The sequence below is a fragment of the Chitinophaga sp. W2I13 genome (genome assembly GCF_050434005.1).
In the GTDB taxonomy this organism is placed as follows: domain Bacteria; phylum Bacteroidota; class Bacteroidia; order Chitinophagales; family Chitinophagaceae; genus Chitinophaga.
The window spans coordinates 7,247,146-7,265,812 of record NZ_JBNPWD010000001.1 but is presented as its reverse complement, the minus strand read 5'-3'; the positions used below and the strand labels follow the sequence as shown (position 1 = coordinate 7,265,812).

Genomic DNA, 18,667 nt, shown 5'->3' with positions numbered 1-18,667 from the left:
GATTACGCTGATTTTACTGATTACCTGGATTTTATTCTTTTGGATTTTATAAAGGATTAAGGGAGATAGAAGCGGGTATTCGCTCTTATCTCCCTTAACTATTATTATACGAAAATCTAAAAAATCAAAAAAAATCAAAAAGTAAAAATCCAGGTAATCAGTAAAATCAGCGTAATCCTGAGCCAAGACAACATCCGCTTTAGCTCAGTTCCTCCACCGGTACGCGTGGAGCAGCTTCCTGCTTCAGCTTATTGCTTTCCTTCAGTTTGGCTGGAACCGGGCGTATTTCCCATACGATTCCCAGGAAACCCAGTGTTTTGATCACATAATAGGTGATATCAAATTCCCACCAGTAAAAGCCCTGTCTGGCTGCACTCTGGTAGTAGTGGTGGTTGTTATGCCAGCCTTCTCCCAGGGTGATCAGCGCCAGGATAGCACTGTTGCGGGACTCATCTCCGGTATAATATCTCTTATTACCAATTTTGTGCATAAGTGAGTTAATGGTAAAAGTACCATGATATAACAGTACGGTGCTCAGGAAAAACCCGATCAGTAAAGTAGATAACCCGGCGGACCAGTCGAACCAGCCAGTACCATTTACTTTATTGCCCACAAAATACACTGCTATTGCCAGTACCACTGCCGGTATCATATGCCATTTATTCAGCCACAACAATTCTTTTGCTTTGTGGTCCTTGATCAGGTCGAAACGGGTGGGCTTGTATTCCGGGCCCATGATCCAGCCGATATGCGCATACCAGAATCCGTAAACATTTGCTGAATGCGGATCTTCCGGGGTGTCGCTGTGTTTGTGGTGAATACGGTGATTGGCTGACCACCATAAGGCGCCCTTCTGTAAACTGCTTTGTGCACCTCCCGCCAGGATAAACTGGAAGAACCGCGACGTTTTAAATGCACGGTGCGAGAAATAACGGTGATAACCAGCCGTTACAAAAAACATACGTACTACATACAGTACACCGCACAATATCCAGTCAAAAGCTGTTGTACCGGTGAAAAATGCCAGTAAGGGCACCGCGTGAATGCCCATGAAGTCTGCCTGGTGCCACCAGTTAGGTGGCTGTCTTTCTTGCTTGATCGCCTTATTCATTCCACAAAGATAATTTCCGTCTTTTATTAAATAAATGATTTAAATCATTTGGACAAAGTTAAGTGCTTTTCCCCGGTTTTTGCGCGCCTATATTCCGGCGAACATTTTACAACCGGATGTGTTAGAGAGAAACGTAGTACTATCCTTTCATCACGTTAAAGTAATTATTATGTCACAATTCATTTCGGCTATCAGGAACAATGTGAAGTATTGGTGGTTGTACCTGCTCAACGGGATCATATTCCTCATTGCGGGTTGCGTTGTTTTCGCCAATCCCTTCAGCAGCTATGTATTGCTCAGCATATTCTTCAGTGTCACCCTTTTTGTGACAGGGATCTTTGAAATAGCTTTTGCTGCCGGCAACCGCAGGGGGCACCACGGGTGGGGATGGTCGCTGGCCTCAGGTATCATAGATGTAGTGATAGGCTTTATCCTGATGCTGTATCCCTCGGTAAGTATGGCTGTGATCCCGCTTTTCCTGGCTTTCTGGTTTTTGTTCAAAGGTATCAGTCTCATTGGATTCTCTATCCAGCTTCAAACAGATAAGGTGCCTAACTGGGGCTGGCTGCTGGTGGGAGGAATCGGGCTTATTATTATCGCTATCTTTATTCTCGATAACCCCGCACTCGGTGTGGCTACTGTACTCGGACTGATGGCCGCTGCCTTCTGGGGAACCGGTATTCTCAGTATTATCTTCGCTTTCCGTCTCAAACATGTTAAAAAAGAATTAAAAGAACACGGCCTTTAAAAAAGATACGCCGTAGAAGCTGTTACAGCGAACCACAAAGTAATTCACCACTTTGCCGTTCGCTGTAACAGCTTTATACTGTCGGCATTTTCTGTATATTCGGTGCTGCTAAATCTATTCTCTTCCGATGAAAATCAACAGAATCTATGCTATCGCGTCCTTGTTATTATGCACCGGGATGCAGCAGGTAATGGGCCAGACAGTATCTAAATATGATGCGCATGAGGCTTTTTCCCCACTATTTTATCCTGCTCCCGGTAACGAATACCGCAGTGCAGGCGGACAACCAGGTCCGAAATACTGGCAGAACGCAGCAGATTATAAACTGGCCGTAACGCTCGACACGGCGCAACATCGTATAAGCGGCTCCGTAGTCATTACCTATAAAAATAACAGCCCGGACCAACTGCCCTTTTTATGGCTGCAGCTGGACCAGAACATTTACCGGGAAGATTCCCGCGGTAGCGCTACCGTAGCGGCTTCCGGCGAACGATTTGCTAACCGGAGCTTCACACAAGGCTTTGAGTTGAAAAGCGTAAACGTAGTTGCCAACGGCAAATCCGCCTCCGCCAATTACCTGGTAAATGATACCCGTATGCAGGTGAAGCTGGCAGATGCCCTTAAAACAGGCGCCTCCGTACAACTGAAAATAGATTACGCCTATACCATCCCGGAATATGGTACCGACCGCACCGGCCGCCTGCGCACCGCCAACGGATGGATCTACGAAATAGCACAGTGGTACCCACGCATGGCCGTGTATGACGATGTACTCGGATGGAATAATATACCCTACCTGGGCGCGTCCGAGTTTTATCTTGAATACGGCAACTTCGATTATACCATCACAGCTCCCGCCAGCCTGCTGATAGGAGGCTCCGGGCAACTGCTGAATGAAGCGCAGGTGCTGTCGCCGAAGGAAATGAGCCGGCTGGCCAAAGCGCGCAACAGCAATGAAACCGTGTTTATCCGCGACAGTGCAGATGTAAAAAACAATACCGCCAAAGGAAATCGTACCTGGCATTTCATATGTAAAAATACCCGTGACGTGGCCTGGGGCGCCTCCGCAGCGTTTATCTGGGACGCCGCGCGCATTAACCTGCCCGGTGGCAAAAAGGCGCTGGCGCAATCACTTTACCCGGTAGAAGTTGCCAGTAAAAATGGCTGGGGCAGATCCACCGAATATGTGAAAGGGTGTATCGAACACTACTCAGATAAATGGTATGTTTATACTTACCCGGTAGCCACCAACGTAGCAGGTATTGTAGGTGGAATGGAATATCCCGGTATTGTTTTCTGTAACTGGAAGTCCACCAAGGGCGGCCTCTGGGGCGTTACAGACCACGAGTTCGGACACAACTGGTTCCCCATGATCGTGGGCTCCAACGAACGTAAATACGCCTGGATGGATGAAGGCTTCAACACCTTCATTAACGGTATTTCCACTAAAAATTTCAACAACGGAGAATATGCTGCCCGTCAAAGTATGCAGAGAGCAGCCCCCATGCTGTTTTCCGCCAATGCGGAAGCCATTATGAATACCCCGGATGTTATCGGTCTCAATTACAATGGCATCGCGGCTTATTATAAACCCGCAGCAGGACTGAATCTTCTCAGGAATGAAATCCTGGGTCCGGAACGTTTCGATTATGCATTCCGGGAATACATTAAGCGCTGGGCATTTAAACACCCCACACCGTGGGACTTTTTCAGAAGTATTGAAAACGCCGCGGGTGAAGACCTTAGCTGGTTCTGGCGCGGCTGGTTTTTTAATACCTGGAAACTCGACCAGGCAGTAAAAGATGTGAAATATGTAAAGAACGATCCTGCCCAGGGCGCGCTCATCACCATTCAGAACCTGGAACAACTTCCCATGCCGGTAGTGCTGGCAGTAACAGATGCCAATGGTAAAACAGATACCGTTCACCTGCCGGTGGAAGTGTGGCAACGCGGCAACAACTGGACTTTCCGCTATCCTTCCACTACTAAGCTCACCAGCGTGATCATCGATCCAGCAGGCAATTTCCCCGATATCAACCCTCCAAATAACAGCTGGAAAGCAGACACCGGTAAACCTGTACCCGACGGTACTACGGGAACGGCTATACTAAAAAAATACATTGATGCCATAGGCGGCGCCGATAAGCTGAATAGCATAAAAGACCTGTTGCTGGAAGAAGATGGAGATATTGCAGGAACGGCTATTGAACGCAGTGTGCAGGCGAAACAACCCGATAAAATGCTGCAGGTGGTAAGCGTTCCGGTGAATAAGTTAATTGCCTATAAGTTGCTTATCAATGGCAATAATGTAAGTATGGCCCGCATGGGGCAGGAGGTGCCGCTTTCACCGGCGGACAAGGCTATACTGAAGGATAAAAACAGCCTGTTTCCCGAACTGCAATACCTTAACCATGCCGGCGATGTTAAGCTGGAACTGGCGCCGCTGACCGCCGATGTCAATAATGCAAGCGCCTATGTTATTGGTGTGGCTACTTCCAACGGGGCATTGCTGCGCAACTACTACGATGTGAAAACGGGCCTGAAAGTACGCACTGTTTCCCTGCCGGGACAGGAAGGCAATGAAAAGGAAACCACTACTGATTACACTGATTACCGCAACGTGAATGGTGTACAACTGCCGTTTACCATTACTACCAATACAGGCGGTTATGATGCGGTGATGAAAGTGAAAAAGGCGGCTATTAACAGTGGGCTGGGAGATGATATATTTAAATAATTGCCGGCAGGCCACTCCCTTACAGGCGGCATAAAGGTGGCATACTTGTCTTAAAGTTAATATCTTCGCGGCAGTACTAACGTCATGAACGAATGAAACAACTCCGGCCGGTAATGTTTGTGGGTACGGCTTCCGATGTAGGCAAAAGCGTAATCACCGCAGGATTTTGCCGTATTTTCAAACAGGATGGATATGCTCCTGCACCTTTTAAGGCCCAGAATATGTCGCTCAACAGCTACGCTACCCCCGATGGACTGGAAATAGGCCGTGCGCAGGCTGTTCAGGCAGAAGCTGCCGGGGTGCAATGTCACACCGATATGAACCCCGTGTTGTTGAAGCCTACCAGTGACCGCAACGCGCAACTGGTGCTGCACGGCAAACCAGCTGGTAATCAGTCGGCCTGGGAATACTTTATGGAAGACGATAAACGCGCGCTCTTTGAAGAAGTGAAAGGCGCTTTTGACCGTTTGTCGCAGCGATTCAATCCTTTGGTAATGGAAGGGGCAGGCAGTATTTCAGAGCTGAACCTGCGTGCAAAAGATATCACGAATATGCGGATCGCGCTGCATGCAGGAGCAGCGGTGTACCTGATCGCGGATATTGACCGCGGCGGTATTTTTGGCAGCGTATATGGGACTATCGCCCTGTTGCCGCCGGAAGAAAAGGCGTTGATCAAAGGAATTATTATCAATAAATTCCGTGGCGATATCCGGTTGTTTGAAGACGGGCGGGCGATGCTGGAAAGCATTACCGGCGTACCAGTAACCGGTGTGCTGCCTTACTATCACGATATTCATATTGAAGAAGAGGATGCGGTTTCATTGCAGCTTAAACAGAAACGGTTTGCCGCCGGTCAGATAAATATAGCTATCGTACTGCTGCGGCATATGTCCAACTTCACCGACTTCAATGCGCTGGAAAAAGATGAGCGCGTAAATATATTTTATACAGATAATCCGGCAGAACTGTCGGCCGCAGATATTATCATCCTGCCGGGCAGTAAAAATACGATTGCCGACCTGGTCTCCATCAGGAATAACGGTACCGCTGCCGCAATAACGGAAGCGTATAAACGAAATAAAGCAGTGATCGGTATTTGCGGTGGCTACCAGATGATGGGACAGCAGGTAGCGGATCCTGATGGTGTGGAAGGCCCTGCCGGCAGCATACCGGGGCTTGGAATATTGCCAGTTGCCACTGTGCTTACAAAAGAAAAGATCACCAGGCAAAGAAGCTTTTATTACCGGGATCAGCCGAAAGTATGTGAAGGATATGAAATTCATATGGGAGATACCACCGCCGCAGTGGCTTCCCCGCTGAACACGTTTACAGATGGCGGCACAGACGGGTATTTCCTCCGGACTAACTGCTGGGGTACTTACCTGCATGGCATCCTCGATAACGACACAGTGATCAACGACCTGCTGGCGCATTGCGGGAAACCCGCAGTAGTAAAGGAGTTCGATTACCGCCGGTTTAAGGAGGAACAATATAACAAACTGGCAACACACATCCGTGAACATCTGGACATTCCGGCTGTTTATAAGGCACTGGAATTATAATAATATTGCATTATGATACAAGGACACGGTGATGATGGTTACCTGTTTGCCCAACAGGTGAAAGCTGATTTCAGCTCCAACGTATGGTATGGTGGTTTACAGGAAGGATTGAAGGAGCATCTGAGGAATAAAGTAACGGGTATAGATCATTACCCGGACGCAGGTGGCTCAAAGCTGCAGGCCATGCTCGAAAACCAGGCGGCTCTCCCCGCCGGCAGTATCCTGGTTACCAACGGTGGCACAGAGGCCATTTACCTGGTGGCACAGGCATTTACAGGCGCCACTACCACGGTGGTAGTGCCTACTTTTTCGGAGTATGCAGATGCGTGTAAGCTGTATGGGCACCAGGTGCTGTACCTGCAATGGGATAAGCTCACACCGGGTACCGTGTTCAGCAGCGACCTGGTATTTATCTGCAATCCTAACAATCCTACAGGGCAGGCATTGGATGAAACAGCCCTGCAACAACTCATCGCCCATAATAAGCATACGGTGTTCATCATTGACGAAGCCTATATACAGTTTACACTAAATGCCGCTACCATGCTGCCGTTCCTGCACCGGTTACCAAATGTGCTGGTGCTGAGATCCATGACTAAAACCTGTTGTATCCCGGGCTTACGGCTGGGGTATATGGCAGGAAGAAAACAACTGCTGGACCGTGTCAGGGCTTTCCGGATGCCATGGTCGGTGAATAGCCTGGCACTGGATGCCGGCTATTATATCGTGGAACACCCGGAGCAGTTTACCATTGCGACCGACAGCCTGTTGCAGGAAACTTTTCATTTGTGGGAGAGTATCCGTAAGATGCCCGAGTACAAAGTATATGCATCGCATACGCATTATTTTTTGTTTGAAACATTAACCGGTACCGCCGCTACATTGAAAGCATGGCTGATGGAGAAGTATGGCCTGCTGATCCGGGATGCTTCCAATTTTTATGGACTGGAAGCCGGGCATTGCCGGGTTGCCTGCCGCAATGCCGCTGACAATCAATTACTGACTACTGCTTTGCGCCAATGGACCCTGTATTAAAATTCGTATTGCCGCTACTGTTAGGGTATATCGCCGACCTGTTGCTGGGAGATCCCCGCAGTTGGCCGCATCCTGTGAAAGTTTATGGCTGGCTGATCAGCCGGGGCACACGCTGGCTGAACAGGGGAGGCGCCCGGTTCTGGAAGGGGGCCTTGCTCACGGTTACCTTGTGCGTAGCAGTATATATAAGTTTTTATTTTACGCTTATAGTACTATCGGGGTGGCCGGTAGTGTACTATGGATTCAGTGCAGTGTTTGTTTTTTTCGCGCTGGCTAACAAAAGCCTGCTACAGGAAGGCAAAGAAGTATTTGCAGCTTTACACCACGAAGGAGTGGAGGCCGGCCGCAGGCGGTTGTCGTGGATAGTTGGAAGGGATACCGGTCATCTTTCACCTGATCAGATCCGCATCGCGGTATTTGAATCGATGTCTGAGAACCTGAGCGATGGGGTAGTAGCGCCGCTGTTTTTTTACGCCGTGCTGGGGCTGCCCGGCATGATGTTGTATAAAATGATCAATACCCTGGATTCCATGATAGGCTATAAGAACAAGGAATACCTGTATTTTGGACGCTTCGCTGCGCGCCTGGATGATGTAGCCAATTTTATCCCGGCCCGTATCACGGCGCTGCTGATGATCCTCCTGTATGGCAGCAGCCGTGCCTGGCATTTTATGATTAAATACGGACCGGCACACAGCAGCCCCAATTCAGGATATCCGGAAGCCGCACTGGCAGGTATCCTGGACTGCCGCTTCGGTGGTCCCAACCTCTACCAGGGAGTAGTGGTAAACAAACCTTACATCGGTGAAAATGAACGCAGTATTGAACATGGAGAATTCAGCAAGGTAATGTACCTTAATCAGGCAGTTACTTTCGTGATGATCATCAGCATTATTGCAGTAAAATATTATTTTATATGGACAGCACAGCGGTAAACCCCGGACAGGAAAGAAACGAAAGGATCAGTATTTTAAGCTGTGGCTGGCTGGGAAAGCCGCTGGCACTGCACCTGCAAGCCGCAGGTTATTCCGTAAAAGGAGCCCGCACCAGCATGGCAGGCGTACAGGAGCTGCAGGCCCTTGGCCTGGAAGCGTATACGGTGGTATTGTCTGAAGACGTGCTGACCGGCCCCGATGCCTTCTGGGATGCCGACATACTGATCATAAATATTCCGCCGCGGAAAGAAAGAGGCAAAGATGCACATGTATCAGAAATAGCGCTGTTGCGCAGTTTTATAGCCACAACGCCCATCAGCAAAGTTATCTTTGTAAGCTCCACTTCTGTCTATAAAGACATTAACGGCCTGGTAACAGAAGAAAATGAAGAAATCCCTGACACTCCCAACGGAATGGCGCTACGGGAAGCCGAAAGCCTCCTGCTGGAGTCAGACGCATTTGATACCACCGTATTGCGCTTCGGCGGGCTCATTGGCTACGACCGGCTGCCAGATCAGCGCCGGATCATGGAAGGCCGGAAAGCCAACGGCCAGCCTATGAATGTAATCCACCGCGACGACTGCATCGGTATTATCCGGCAGGTGATAGAAAAGAAGATGTGGGGAGAAGTATTCAACGCCTGCGCCAGCGGACACCCGCAACGCAGCCATTATTACAAGGCAGCTGCGCAATACCTCGGCATCCAGATGCCACGCAGATTACCCGCCGAAGAGGAACCCTATAAAATTGTAGGTTCCAGTAAACTGAGAAACGTGCTGGGATATAGTTTTTTGTATGATGATCCGCTACAGGTGTTTAATAATATCAATGTTTAAGGACGCTGCTGCCGGAGAATACGAATTCCGGACATCATTCAGGAAGTACCAACACCCGCCCATCCGGGGGGAAAATGAGACATAGTGCATGGGGAGTGCATGGGTAGTGCATTAGAAGTGCATGCTGACAGTATTAATACCGCATGGTTTATCCAAGGTATACGCAGGTTTGAAGCATGGCAGAAGTATCCCGGAAGTAACACATATATAAGCATTCTCCATACCTCCCCGCCGGAGGGCGCATCCCCGCCTTGTAAAAAAAATTGTTTACATGTATTAAATTCACTATATTGTAGTAGTACCTGCTTTATGCCAACAGGAGGTACCGCTCAACTATAAAATATTATTCAACCTAAACCTGATCAAAACCGTGAATCTGCTGCTCCTTAGCCTTTTGTTTGCCCTGGCATTATGGGCGATGATCTCCATGTACAGGAGTCGTAATCGCAAAAAGGCCGAATTGCTTTTACCTGTAAGATCTGCGAGTATCATAAAAATTCATAGTTACAAGTCTTTCGGTATCATTGCTACCATCCGCTTTAAATACGAGCTGACGCCTCAAATTGGCGACCGGTTGCATGAAGAAGGCAATATCTACCAGATCACCGGCGTGGTAACGCCCGATCCGGTACAGGAACAACCCAAAGATACCTGGGATTGCCGTCTTGTAAAAATCTAAAAAATGGAGTATCTCAAAGTATCTTGGCTTCATCATTTTGAAGACGAACCGGTATACCTATACAGCGAGATAGATTCGCAGCGTTTCGAAAACAGGAAAATTGAAATCTACCCGGATGGAAGCTTCGGCATCGCCTGCAGCAATTTTCATTTCGGCGGCACCGCCTTATCCGATCAGGTGATGCCCGGCCTGGAAGAAATCATGGAAGACAGGCAATTTATTCCTGAACTAATTTCCAAGGCAGAATTTGAACTGATCTGGAATCAATATTTTTATTTTTTGTCCTGACATAGCTGGTCCGTGGTTTGCGTAAGTTCTTTAGAAAAAAGAATCTTATGAACGCATTTATGATTAAAACTTCCGGAGGCCGCTTTTACGTAAAACCCTCTTCAGCTGAACGCTTTCTGGTAGACGTAGACGGAGAAGAGGTAATGATGGAGAAAGACGAAGACGGATATGTACGTGCACCGGGCGCTACAGACAATGGCCGTCGTTTAAACATGGGACTGCTGAACAACATTGCAGACCAGATCGCGGTTCAGACGGCGTAAAAATTCCACAGATTGGGGTTACGGGTGTTCCTCAAAAGCTGTAAGGTATTTGTCGATATACTGCGACTTCGTTTTGGATTTGTACTGCATAACAAAGCGGGGATGTTCCAGCGGGACAATCGCCCTGAAAAATTTCTCCTTTTCATTTAATGCCTGCAGGAACGCGGCATTCTTCCCTGTCCCCATACAATAGCATACCTCACGACTGATATTCCACTGCAATTGCGCTTTTAAACTGCTCACCATAAAAGGATAGGCGGCTTTTGTTAAAGCGGCACTGTCGTAGTAATTGTAATTTATTTCCTTCCCGCCAGGTTGAAGAGAGGTAAATCCGAGCGGACAAACAGAGCTGATATAAAACTGCTGGTAAAACTTTTTCACCCCGCCATAGGCGTCTATTACATCATATACAAATACAGAGGAGGGCTCGTGCGTTTTAAGCCCGGTAATTTCAATGCCGCACTTGTCCCACATACGTTTGGTATCCGTAAAAGGGACGCCGGTAGATCCCGATCCCAGCCGGCCGGGGTTAATGCCCAGGATCAGTTGGCGTGGCTGTTTGTCGTTATAAAATTTTTTATAGAACTGTGTCATGATATCCATGATACCGGGGCCTTCCCGGAAAGGGTTCATCACACGTATACCTGCGGGCAACTTGCCCGGGAAATGCAGCTGGCTGTTGAAGCTAATGATCTGATCGGCGATAGTCATTCCGCAATTTACGCCATTTGATGATGCCTGGTAATTTTTTCCAGGATGTCTTCTTCGCGGTAAGGCTTCATGATGTAATCATTTAAACCTGAACGAAGATACAGCTCAATATCATCGTCCATAACATTACCGGTAATGGCAATAATGGTTACGGAGGCTTTCTTCTTGTCAGGTAATTCCCGGATCATATTGGTCAGCATCAGTCCATCAATGCCGGGGAGGTCAATGTCGGTCAGTACAAAATCGAATGCTTCACGATGGTATACTTCCAGTGCTTCTTCTGCTGAAGAAACAATCAGGTAAGAAGCCTGCATTCTGTCCAGCATCAGGGCCAGCAGTTTCTGGTTGAGGATACTGTCCTCTACTACCAGTAACCGGATACCCGCCGGAATAGTTGCGTTTGTAGATGTATTATTCACCGGGACAATAATTTTTTTGGTAACAGGTGATGGGGTCATCAGCTTATACCTGATTTCAAAATAAAAAGTGGAGCCCTTTCCTGCGAGGCTTTCCACATGTATCTTTCCGTTGTGCAGGTCGATGATCTTCTTGGAAATATGTAATCCCAATCCGCTTCCCTTATGATAATGGTTATTTCCCTGAGAAAAGGCCTCGAAAACTAAAGGTAGTTCTTTATGCGAAATACCTACACCCGTATCTTTTACGCTTACCTGTAATAAGTTGTTGTCACGTATATGCGCGGTTACCGTAATACCGCCCTTTTCTGTGAACTTAATGGCATTGGCTACCAGGTTAATCAACACCTGTTTCAGGCGGAAGGCATCGCCCACCACAATTAAAGTGCTGGGAAAGTAGATGTTTACCTCCAGCGTGAGCGACTTCATGGCTGCCTGTATGGCCAGTGTATTGCATACTTCTTCAATAGCGGTACGGGGAGCAAACTTCTCTTCTCTTAATATGGGTTCTGCAGATTCCATCCGCGTGTAGTCGAGTACGTTATTCACCAACCTGTAGCAGCATTTCTGCAGAGTGACGTATAGCCGCCACCGTTTCGGGCGTTGTATCGCGTTCCAGCAGGTGCGTATAGCCGAGCACCGACTGTACCGGTGTGCGTATTTCATGACTGATCGTCGCTGCAAAGTCGCTTTTCTGTTGTGCAAACTTTTCAGCCTGTTGCTTGGCTCTTAGCAACGCCAGGTCGTAGCGGTATAAACGGACAATACCATATATAATAATCGCTGCCAGTAACAGGATGAGCGGAATCTCCCAGTAGTTGTGCTTATCCAGCTTGTAGAGGGAATGATCGATATCGTGACCCAATTGCAGCCGCCGCTTATCGGTTTCGGCCACGATGTCCTGTTTCAGGTTCGCCATGAGGCGAAGCAATTCAGAGAACAGCCGCTCGTTGGCAATAACGAGGGCGTATTCTTTTTGCTTCAGGTTATTATGACTTTCGGTGGCATCTTTTATAAACTTGTTATAGGCGGCCTGGATCTTTGACAGCTGATCTTTTGAAAAGGCTTTGCCATCCTTTGGTGTGTCGTATTGAACGATTTTCACCTGCTGGCTCGTTTGCTGTACCTGTGATTTATTGCTGATCGCGTCTTTGATGCGGCCCAATAGTTTCTTGCGGCCCTTTGCAGTGGCCGTTTCCGTAGTTATAATCGTGTCGGCCTTTATGTTGGGCGCCGGTATTTTAATATTACTCAACTGCTGCAGGGGGAGGGGGTGGGTGGCAGTGTCCCATACCTGCGATAGCTGCAGCAATGAATCTACGTATAGGCGTGTCTGTAGGTACAGCTGCGACTTCTTTACTTTATCCGCCAGCAGCGCATGCATCTGCTTTTCATTTTTAGCGGAGCTCACGGCGCTGTCCAGGTGCGCAGTAATGCTGCTCAACTGGCCCACATAAGCATTCAGGTAATGCTTGTCGTAAGTGAGCGTATATACACGGAAGTTATTGTCTGCTGCGTACAACAGTTGCACTGCCTGGTCAATATGACCTACATCAGTTTTAGTGGCTATCAGGTCTTTAACAACAATGCTTAACTGTGCTGACTCTTTTTTTCTTAAAGAGATAATCATGAAAAAGGTCATCAAAACAATCACCATTATCGTTAGCACAGCATAACGTACAAAGGTCTTTTTTTCGTGGGTTGTATACATTGTTACATATGATTGGGACGTCGGCGTGGTGGCAAAACCGCGACGAAAATAATGATTTTACGTTCCCTAACTAATAGATAATCAATGAAAAACTAAAAGAATAGGTATGTATTTTCTGCTGAGTTTCCTATGTATAATTATATTTAATACATTATATATTTTTACCTATTAAAACTTTCATATGGGTGCAAACTTTAAGGTTTTAATATTGGTATATAAAATATGTATTATATTTTAGGGAGAAGATAAAGTTCCCTTTTCCTTTTGTATTATTGTTGCTGTAATACCTGCTTTTGATGAAAAACTGTTTTCTTACCGGTCTGTTACTCCTCGTATGCTTGCCTTTTGTTTTTGGTCAACCTGTTTCACCGGAACCGCATTACAAAATTTACAAAGGAACCAGTGCCCTGCAGGACAGGATCTTTTACCTGTTTACATTGCTGGAGCGTGTGCCTGGTGTGACGCAGCTGATAAATAAGGATAGCACCCTTACCGCATTGCGGGATGAATACACACAGCGTATAACCCATCCCGTGAGTAGCGGTGATTTTACCGCTCCGTTGCAGTTTGCCGGCAGCACCATCAGTGAAGTGAGCAGTGCTTTTATTACTTTATTACAGCAACATCCAAAGGAAATGGAACAACTGGTAAGTGAAATGCGCAGCAGTGGCTTATTCCAGTTGTATGCCGGGAAAACGGACCCGGTATTGCTTTCCTTCGCCTGGAAGGATGCCGCCGATGGCGTGAACTATATCCTCAATGCCTATACGAACGGAAAAGGACTCCGCTACCCGGTGATTGATTCGGCCACTTATTACGTGATGTCGCCTGCCTACAAGGCAATGGTACAACGTGTAATTGAAGATGCGGGGAAAAAGAAGCCGGACTTGTTTTTCCAGCCGTCGCTGCACGTGGCCCTGGAATTACTGACGCTGAACCGCCGCGATGAAGCCGTGCGTTATGAACCATTATCTGATACCAACCGGGATGCGTATAAACAAATAAAGAAAACAGACTGGAACAAATATCCGTACACCGCCATGCTTATCCTGGGCGCAAGCCCGGTAGCAAAGGAGGCCATCAGTGAAACCGGTAAAAGCCGCTGCCGTACCGGTGCGGAATTATACCGCAAAGGAATGGCGCCCTTTATTATTGTATCCGGTGGTCATGTAAGACCGGTAGGTACCCAATATTCCGAAGCAGTGGAAATGAGGAAATACCTGGTAAATGAACTGAAGATCCCCGCGTCGGCGGTGATGGTAGACCCTTATGCCCGCCACACTACCACCAACGTGCGTAATGCCGTGAGGATCGTGTGGCAGAGTGGCATACCGGCCGGTAAAAGAATGATGTGCGTGTCTGATGTGATGCACGTTGCCTACGTGAACAGCCCGATGTTCACCCAACGTTGCACCATAGAGTTAGGATATATGCCTGCGGCAGATATCAAACAGGCCGACCTTTACTTTTTATCATTCCTGCCGGATCTGCGGTCGCTGCAGGTAAATGTGTTTGATCCATTGGACCCCTGAAATAAAATATCTCATTCATTTATTCGTCTACTTTATAAACACATCCTTATTATGTCTGATTCATCTATCCAGCCCTTATATACAATCCTCGGTGCAGGAGGTATTATTGCTAACGAACTGGCAGCCGAACTGGTGCGTCATCAGAAACGGGTACGCCTCGTAAGCCGGTCGCCAAAATACATTGAAGGCATCTCCGACCTGGTGCCGGCCGATATTACTGATGCCGCTCAAACAAAGAACGCCGTGAAAGATAGTGCCATCGTATTTCTTACAGCCGGTCTCCAATATAATATCAAAGTATGGTCTGATGCATGGCCAAAGATCATGACCAATGTAATTAATGCCTGCAAGGAAGCCGGTGCGAAGCTCATTTTCTTCGACAACGTATATTCTTACGGGTTAGTAAACGGACCTATGAAAGAAGATACGCCGTATCATCCCTCTAGTAAGAAAGGAACGATCCGTGCAGCCATTGCAACCCAGTTAATGAACGAGGTAAAGGCCGGTGGCCTTACGGCTACCATTGCAAGGGCGGCCGACTTCTACGGACCCGGCGCAGATAAAACCGGCTTCCTGAACCTGCTGATCATCGATAAGTTCCGGAAGAACAGCAATGCCATGTGGCTTGGAAAAGACGATCAGACACATAGCTATACCTTTACGCCGGATGCTGCCAAAGGATTGTTCCTTCTTTCACAGGACGATAGTTCCTGGAACCAGGTATGGCACCTGCCGACCGCCAACCCGGCGCCGGACGGCAACGGATATATAAATATAATTGCCACCCAGATGGGGGTGAAACCTAAATATATGAAGCTGGGCAGTTTTATGCTGACCCTCTCGGGATTGTTTGACACTACCATCCGGGAAATGAAGGAAATGCTGTACCAGAGTAACTATCCTTATATCTTCGACTCTACAAAGTTTGAACAACACTTTAAGGTGAAACCTACTTCTTATGAAGAAGGAATCCGTTTAACACTGGCACATAAATAATAGTCTACCGGTTTAGTAGGAAAATAAATTTGGAAGTTATTTTTTCTGTCTTATCTTTGCACCAGTTCTTTAAATAGCTTATCAAGAAAGGAGGAGGGACATGGCCCGACGATACCTTAGCAACCATCACTGTGCAAACAGTGAAAGGTGCTGCATCCATCCCGGTTTACGGACCAGGAAAGATAAGTCAGATCAATAGTTTTACATTATATTATTCTTACGATAATAGAAAACTCATCTGGCTCCCAGGTGAGTTTTTTTTATGCTCCCACCTTTTTGATATGCTCATTTAACGGACCTGTTTAACCAATTTTTCATCAAACTAAAAATCAAACAAAGATGAGCACTATCACTGAACTGATCCATTCTATTCCCGTAGATCCGCAAACAGGCGCTATTGCAGTTCCTATTTACCAGACATCTACTTTTGTGCAAACAGCACCCGGTGTAAATAAAGGATACGATTATGCGCGGTCAAATAATCCTACCCGTGAAACCGCAGAAAAGATCATTGCGAAACTGGAAGGCGGCGCTACTGCATCTGCTTTTGCCAGCGGCCTGGCAGCAATCGACGCGGTAATCAAGCTCCTGAAATCAGGCGATGAAATTGTAGCGGTAGATGATATTTACGGCGGCGCTTTCCGGCTGTTTAATAAAGTATATGAGAAGTTTGGTATCAAAGTAAACTATGTAGATACCTCCGATACACAGGCGGTATTCAACGCCATCACACCGGCCACGCGCCTGATCTGGCTGGAAACGCCCACTAATCCAACGCTGAAGATTTCAGATATTGCGGCTATAGGCCGCATTGCAAAAGCGCATAACTGTTTGTTTTGTGTAGACAATACCTTTGCCTCCCCTGTGCTGCAAAAGCCCTTGCAGCTGGGCGCCGACCTGGTGATCCACAGTGCTACCAAGTACCTGGGCGGCCACAGCGACCTGATTGCGGGCGTGGTAGTGGCTAAAACATTACAACTGGGAGAGGAGATTAAATTTTATCAGAATGCCTGCGGCGCTATTCTTTCCCCGTTCGACAGCTTCCTGCTGATACGTGGTATTGAAACATTGCACTTGCGTATTAAGCAACATGGCATTAATGCGCAGGCCCTGGCGGAATACCTGGAAAAACACCCGGCAGTAGATAAAGTGTTTTACCCGGGATTGCCATCGCACCCGGGCCACGAGCTGGCAAAGCAGCAGAGTAAAGGGTTTGGAGGAATTATATCTTTTACCTTGAAAGATGACAGGGCCGAAGCGGCAACTGCGTTTGTTACAGCTACGCATTACTTTAAACTGGCAGAAAGCCTCGGAGGCATCAAAAGCTTATTGTGTCATCCCGCGGCGATGACCCATAAATCCATTCCCGCAGAAAAGAGAAGAGCGGCAGGCGTAAGCGATAGCCTGATCCGTTTATCAGTAGGACTTGAAGAAACCGCCGATCTGCTGGCCGACCTGGAGCAGGCGTTTACGAAACTGCCGGCGCCCGCCCCCGCAGAAAACGTGTTGTCAGCATAGCAGCAACATTGTCGCCCGTCGCATTGAGGATTGTAGCCAGCGGATCTACCAGCGTGCCTATAATCATCAGCGGCGGGAGTGCTTCTATGGGAAACCCGTAGATGCTCATCACCAGCAGTTCGCCAATGTAGCCGCCATTAGGAATACCGCCTTCCACGATGCTGGCTATAACAGTAACGCCTAGTGCCATTAAAATGATGGGGACGCTGTCGAAGCCCTTTCCGAACATGGCAAACACCACGGCCATTTTTATGATGGAAGAAATGCTGGAGCCATCTTTATGCAGGGTAGCGCCCAATGGCACTACCACGTTGCCGATATCGCGTGGAACGCCCATCCGCTCTACTGCGTGGAGATTAGCCGGAATAGTGGCAATACTGCTGCCGGTACCAACCGCGGTAAGGGTGGGTACAATATTGTTCTTCCAGAAAATTTTTATACCCGGTATACCACCGGCAACAAATGCGTACGCACTGAAGCCAACAATAAAATATACAACGCCAAAGCCGTAGTAAATACCGAGAGAGTGTGCATAGGTGCCAAATAGTTGCGGTCCTACAGTGCCCACCTGGTAAGCGAAGTAGGCGCCCAGCCCGATAGGGCCCAATTTCATGATAAGCGTAAGGATATCTTTCATCACCTCATTGCCCGACTGCAGAAATCCGCGGAAAGCAGCGCCTTTCTCTCCCGTACGCATGGCTGCAAAACCTACCAGGCCGGAGAAAATCAGGAACGGCAGCATATTTTTACGCGACAGCAACTCATAAAATTCATTCACAGTGAGGAGCCGTACTGCCTGCTCGCCCCAGTTGCCCGGCTGTTCCAGGTTCACATCTTTTGTAAGCGTTACCTGCTGGTGGATGGGAAATATCCATACGGCCACAATAGTAAGAAAGGCGGAGATGAGAACGGTACCAAGGAATACCAGCGACATCACACCGAGAATACGGCCCAGCTTATGCCCCGCTTCTATATTGGCAATGGCGGACGAGATCGCAAAAAATACCAGTGGTATGATGGCTGTAAACAGCAGGTTCAGAAATACATCGCCCAATGGTTTGATAACGGCTACACGCTCACCCAATATAAGCCCGGCAATACTGCCGGCAATGATGCCTGCCAGTAACCAGAACATACTACTGTACGTTTTGAGGAATCCCATACCTGAAGTTTATGATTTACAAGATAACCAAATGTATCTGTTCGGTGAACAATCTGCCATGATTATTGTTTATGGTGTTAGCGAACCAATATATTTATCATGAAAAGCTGGATGCTATGTTTGTTGCTTCCCCTGTTCGCTCTGCAGGAACGAACTTACACCATCGGAGAGGTGATGCGCAATGCCCGGCAACTGCACAACGACAGCATCGCTGTTAAGGTGACCGGTTACATCACCAAAAAGCTGCGTGGCAATAATTATCTTTTTGAAGACCGTACCGCCGAAATCCAGGTGGACATAGACCCGAAGTTCCTCCCGCAACGGCCGTTCAGCGACCGGGAAGTGATCACTATTAAGGCGCTGGTGGAATACGAAGTCGACAAGCCCATTACTTTAAAGGTAAACCAGCAGGTAAGCAACGATTAAC

At 47.7% G+C, this 18,667-nt stretch carries 18 protein-coding genes and 1 riboswitch; of the genes, 13 read left to right on the top strand and 5 right to left on the bottom strand.

Annotated features, from left to right (window positions below; genetic code table 11):
* Window positions 1-199: 199 nt before the first annotated feature.
* Window positions 200-1,111 carry an acyl-CoA desaturase gene (locus tag QFZ48_RS29735; protein ID WP_370913031.1) on the bottom strand — a complete coding sequence of 304 codons (912 nt, stop codon included), beginning with the start codon at window positions 1,109-1,111 and terminating at the stop codon, window positions 200-202.
* Between the two features lie 169 nt (window positions 1,112-1,280).
* Here QFZ48_RS29735 and QFZ48_RS29730 point away from each other — a divergent pair, with 169 nt between their 5' ends.
* From QFZ48_RS29730 to QFZ48_RS29690, 9 genes are all read left to right on the top strand, one after another.
* Window positions 1,281-1,859, top strand: a complete 579-nt coding sequence (locus QFZ48_RS29730) for an HdeD family acid-resistance protein (protein ID WP_370913032.1) — start codon at window positions 1,281-1,283, stop codon at window positions 1,857-1,859.
* A 127-nt stretch (window positions 1,860-1,986) separates the two neighbouring features.
* Window positions 1,987-4,596, top strand: a complete 2,610-nt coding sequence (locus QFZ48_RS29725; RefSeq protein ID WP_429065071.1) for a M1 family metallopeptidase — start codon at window positions 1,987-1,989, stop codon at window positions 4,594-4,596.
* 92 nt (window positions 4,597-4,688) lie between these two features.
* Window positions 4,689-6,158, top strand: a complete 1,470-nt coding sequence (locus QFZ48_RS29720) for a cobyric acid synthase (protein WP_429047180.1) — start codon at window positions 4,689-4,691, stop codon at window positions 6,156-6,158.
* Window positions 6,159-6,170: 12 nt separating this feature from the next.
* Complete coding sequence (locus QFZ48_RS29715; RefSeq protein WP_429047181.1) at window positions 6,171-7,193, top strand: pyridoxal phosphate-dependent aminotransferase; 1,023 nt, start codon at window positions 6,171-6,173, stop codon at window positions 7,191-7,193.
* Window positions 7,178-8,128: an adenosylcobinamide-phosphate synthase CbiB gene (gene cbiB / locus QFZ48_RS29710; RefSeq protein WP_429047184.1), complete on the top strand. Its 951-nt coding sequence runs from the start codon at window positions 7,178-7,180 to the stop codon at window positions 8,126-8,128. The genes QFZ48_RS29715 and cbiB overlap by 16 nt, the downstream gene beginning before the upstream one ends.
* Window positions 8,110-8,964 carry an SDR family NAD(P)-dependent oxidoreductase gene (locus QFZ48_RS29705; protein WP_429065069.1) on the top strand — a complete coding sequence of 285 codons (855 nt, stop codon included), beginning with the start codon at window positions 8,110-8,112 and terminating at the stop codon, window positions 8,962-8,964. The genes cbiB and QFZ48_RS29705 overlap by 19 nt, the downstream gene beginning before the upstream one ends.
* Window positions 8,965-9,334: 370 nt before the next feature.
* On the top strand, window positions 9,335-9,643 hold the full coding sequence (locus QFZ48_RS29700; RefSeq protein WP_429047187.1) for a hypothetical protein: 309 nt from the start codon (window positions 9,335-9,337) through the stop codon (window positions 9,641-9,643).
* Window positions 9,644-9,646: 3 nt separating this feature from the next.
* Window positions 9,647-9,931: a DUF6881 domain-containing protein gene (locus QFZ48_RS29695; RefSeq protein ID WP_429047189.1), complete on the top strand. Its 285-nt coding sequence runs from the start codon at window positions 9,647-9,649 to the stop codon at window positions 9,929-9,931.
* Window positions 9,932-9,978: 47 nt separating this feature from the next.
* Window positions 9,979-10,194: a hypothetical protein gene (locus tag QFZ48_RS29690; protein WP_370909891.1), complete on the top strand. Its 216-nt coding sequence runs from the start codon at window positions 9,979-9,981 to the stop codon at window positions 10,192-10,194.
* 18 nt (window positions 10,195-10,212) lie between these two features.
* Here the strand turns inward: QFZ48_RS29690 and QFZ48_RS29685 are convergent, their stop codons facing one another.
* Genes QFZ48_RS29685 through QFZ48_RS29675 form a run of 3 tightly spaced genes read right to left on the bottom strand, consistent with a single transcriptional unit; the run spans window position 10,213 to window position 13,032 of the window.
* Window positions 10,213-10,905, bottom strand: coding sequence for a uracil-DNA glycosylase family protein (locus QFZ48_RS29685; RefSeq protein WP_429065068.1), 693 nt, complete (start codon window positions 10,903-10,905; stop codon window positions 10,213-10,215).
* 8 nt (window positions 10,906-10,913) lie between these two features.
* Window positions 10,914-11,870, bottom strand: a complete 957-nt coding sequence (locus QFZ48_RS29680; protein WP_429065066.1) for an ATP-binding response regulator — start codon at window positions 11,868-11,870, stop codon at window positions 10,914-10,916.
* Entirely contained in the window at window positions 11,863-13,032 is a 1,170-nt protein-coding gene (locus QFZ48_RS29675) for a sensor histidine kinase (protein ID WP_429065064.1), read from the bottom strand. Before QFZ48_RS29675 ends, QFZ48_RS29680 begins: the two co-directional genes overlap by 8 nt.
* A gap of 296 nt (window positions 13,033-13,328) precedes the next feature.
* Between QFZ48_RS29675 and QFZ48_RS29670 the strand changes: the two genes are divergently transcribed.
* The 3 genes from QFZ48_RS29670 to QFZ48_RS29660 all read left to right on the top strand — a co-directional run bounded on the left by QFZ48_RS29670 (window position 13,329) and on the right by QFZ48_RS29660 (window position 17,078).
* Window positions 13,329-14,564 carry a YdcF family protein gene (locus tag QFZ48_RS29670; protein WP_429065062.1) on the top strand — a complete coding sequence of 412 codons (1,236 nt, stop codon included), beginning with the start codon at window positions 13,329-13,331 and terminating at the stop codon, window positions 14,562-14,564.
* A 51-nt stretch (window positions 14,565-14,615) separates the two neighbouring features.
* Complete coding sequence (locus QFZ48_RS29665) at window positions 14,616-15,560, top strand: NAD-dependent epimerase/dehydratase family protein (protein ID WP_429065060.1); 945 nt, start codon at window positions 14,616-14,618, stop codon at window positions 15,558-15,560.
* A gap of 75 nt (window positions 15,561-15,635) precedes the next feature.
* Window positions 15,636-15,749: riboswitch (SAM riboswitch) on the top strand.
* A gap of 150 nt (window positions 15,750-15,899) precedes the next feature.
* The gene (locus tag QFZ48_RS29660) at window positions 15,900-17,078 is read left to right on the top strand and encodes a trans-sulfuration enzyme family protein (RefSeq protein WP_429047197.1); all 1,179 of its coding nucleotides are present in this window, start codon (window positions 15,900-15,902) and stop codon (window positions 17,076-17,078) included.
* Here the strand turns inward: QFZ48_RS29660 and QFZ48_RS29655 are convergent.
* Complete coding sequence (locus QFZ48_RS29655; protein WP_429047198.1) at window positions 17,029-18,240, bottom strand: dicarboxylate/amino acid:cation symporter; 1,212 nt, start codon at window positions 18,238-18,240, stop codon at window positions 17,029-17,031. The two genes, QFZ48_RS29660 and QFZ48_RS29655, sit on opposite strands and share 50 nt — an antisense overlap.
* A gap of 99 nt (window positions 18,241-18,339) precedes the next feature.
* Here QFZ48_RS29655 and QFZ48_RS29650 point away from each other — a divergent pair, with 99 nt between their 5' ends.
* Complete coding sequence (locus QFZ48_RS29650; RefSeq protein ID WP_429065058.1) at window positions 18,340-18,666, top strand: NirD/YgiW/YdeI family stress tolerance protein; 327 nt, start codon at window positions 18,340-18,342, stop codon at window positions 18,664-18,666.
* Window position 18,667: the final 1 nt, after the last annotated feature.

Bases quoted from the DNA above. Each gene is read 5' to 3' on its own strand.
- QFZ48_RS29735 (WP_370913031.1), bottom strand. From the start codon at position 1,111: ATGAATAAGGCGATCAAGCAAGAAAGACAGCCACCTAACTGGTGGCAC.
- QFZ48_RS29650 (WP_429065058.1), top strand. From the start codon at position 18,340: ATGAAAAGCTGGATGCTATGTTTGTTGCTTCCCCTGTTCGCTCTGCAG.
- QFZ48_RS29690 (WP_370909891.1), top strand. From the start codon at position 9,979: ATGAACGCATTTATGATTAAAACTTCCGGAGGCCGCTTTTACGTAAAA.
- QFZ48_RS29670 (WP_429065062.1), top strand. From the start codon at position 13,329: ATGAAAAACTGTTTTCTTACCGGTCTGTTACTCCTCGTATGCTTGCCT.
- cbiB (WP_429047184.1), top strand. From the start codon at position 7,178: ATGGACCCTGTATTAAAATTCGTATTGCCGCTACTGTTAGGGTATATC.
- QFZ48_RS29675 (WP_429065064.1), bottom strand. From the start codon at position 13,032: ATGTATACAACCCACGAAAAAAAGACCTTTGTACGTTATGCTGTGCTA.
- QFZ48_RS29715 (WP_429047181.1), top strand. From the start codon at position 6,171: ATGATACAAGGACACGGTGATGATGGTTACCTGTTTGCCCAACAGGTG.
- QFZ48_RS29660 (WP_429047197.1), top strand. From the start codon at position 15,900: ATGAGCACTATCACTGAACTGATCCATTCTATTCCCGTAGATCCGCAA.
- QFZ48_RS29665 (WP_429065060.1), top strand. From the start codon at position 14,616: ATGTCTGATTCATCTATCCAGCCCTTATATACAATCCTCGGTGCAGGA.
- QFZ48_RS29725 (WP_429065071.1), top strand. From the start codon at position 1,987: ATGAAAATCAACAGAATCTATGCTATCGCGTCCTTGTTATTATGCACC.
- QFZ48_RS29720 (WP_429047180.1), top strand. From the start codon at position 4,689: ATGAAACAACTCCGGCCGGTAATGTTTGTGGGTACGGCTTCCGATGTA.
- QFZ48_RS29695 (WP_429047189.1), top strand. From the start codon at position 9,647: ATGGAGTATCTCAAAGTATCTTGGCTTCATCATTTTGAAGACGAACCG.
- QFZ48_RS29655 (WP_429047198.1), bottom strand. From the start codon at position 18,240: ATGGGATTCCTCAAAACGTACAGTAGTATGTTCTGGTTACTGGCAGGC.
- QFZ48_RS29685 (WP_429065068.1), bottom strand. From the start codon at position 10,905: ATGACTATCGCCGATCAGATCATTAGCTTCAACAGCCAGCTGCATTTC.
- QFZ48_RS29705 (WP_429065069.1), top strand. From the start codon at position 8,110: ATGGACAGCACAGCGGTAAACCCCGGACAGGAAAGAAACGAAAGGATC.
- QFZ48_RS29730 (WP_370913032.1), top strand. From the start codon at position 1,281: ATGTCACAATTCATTTCGGCTATCAGGAACAATGTGAAGTATTGGTGG.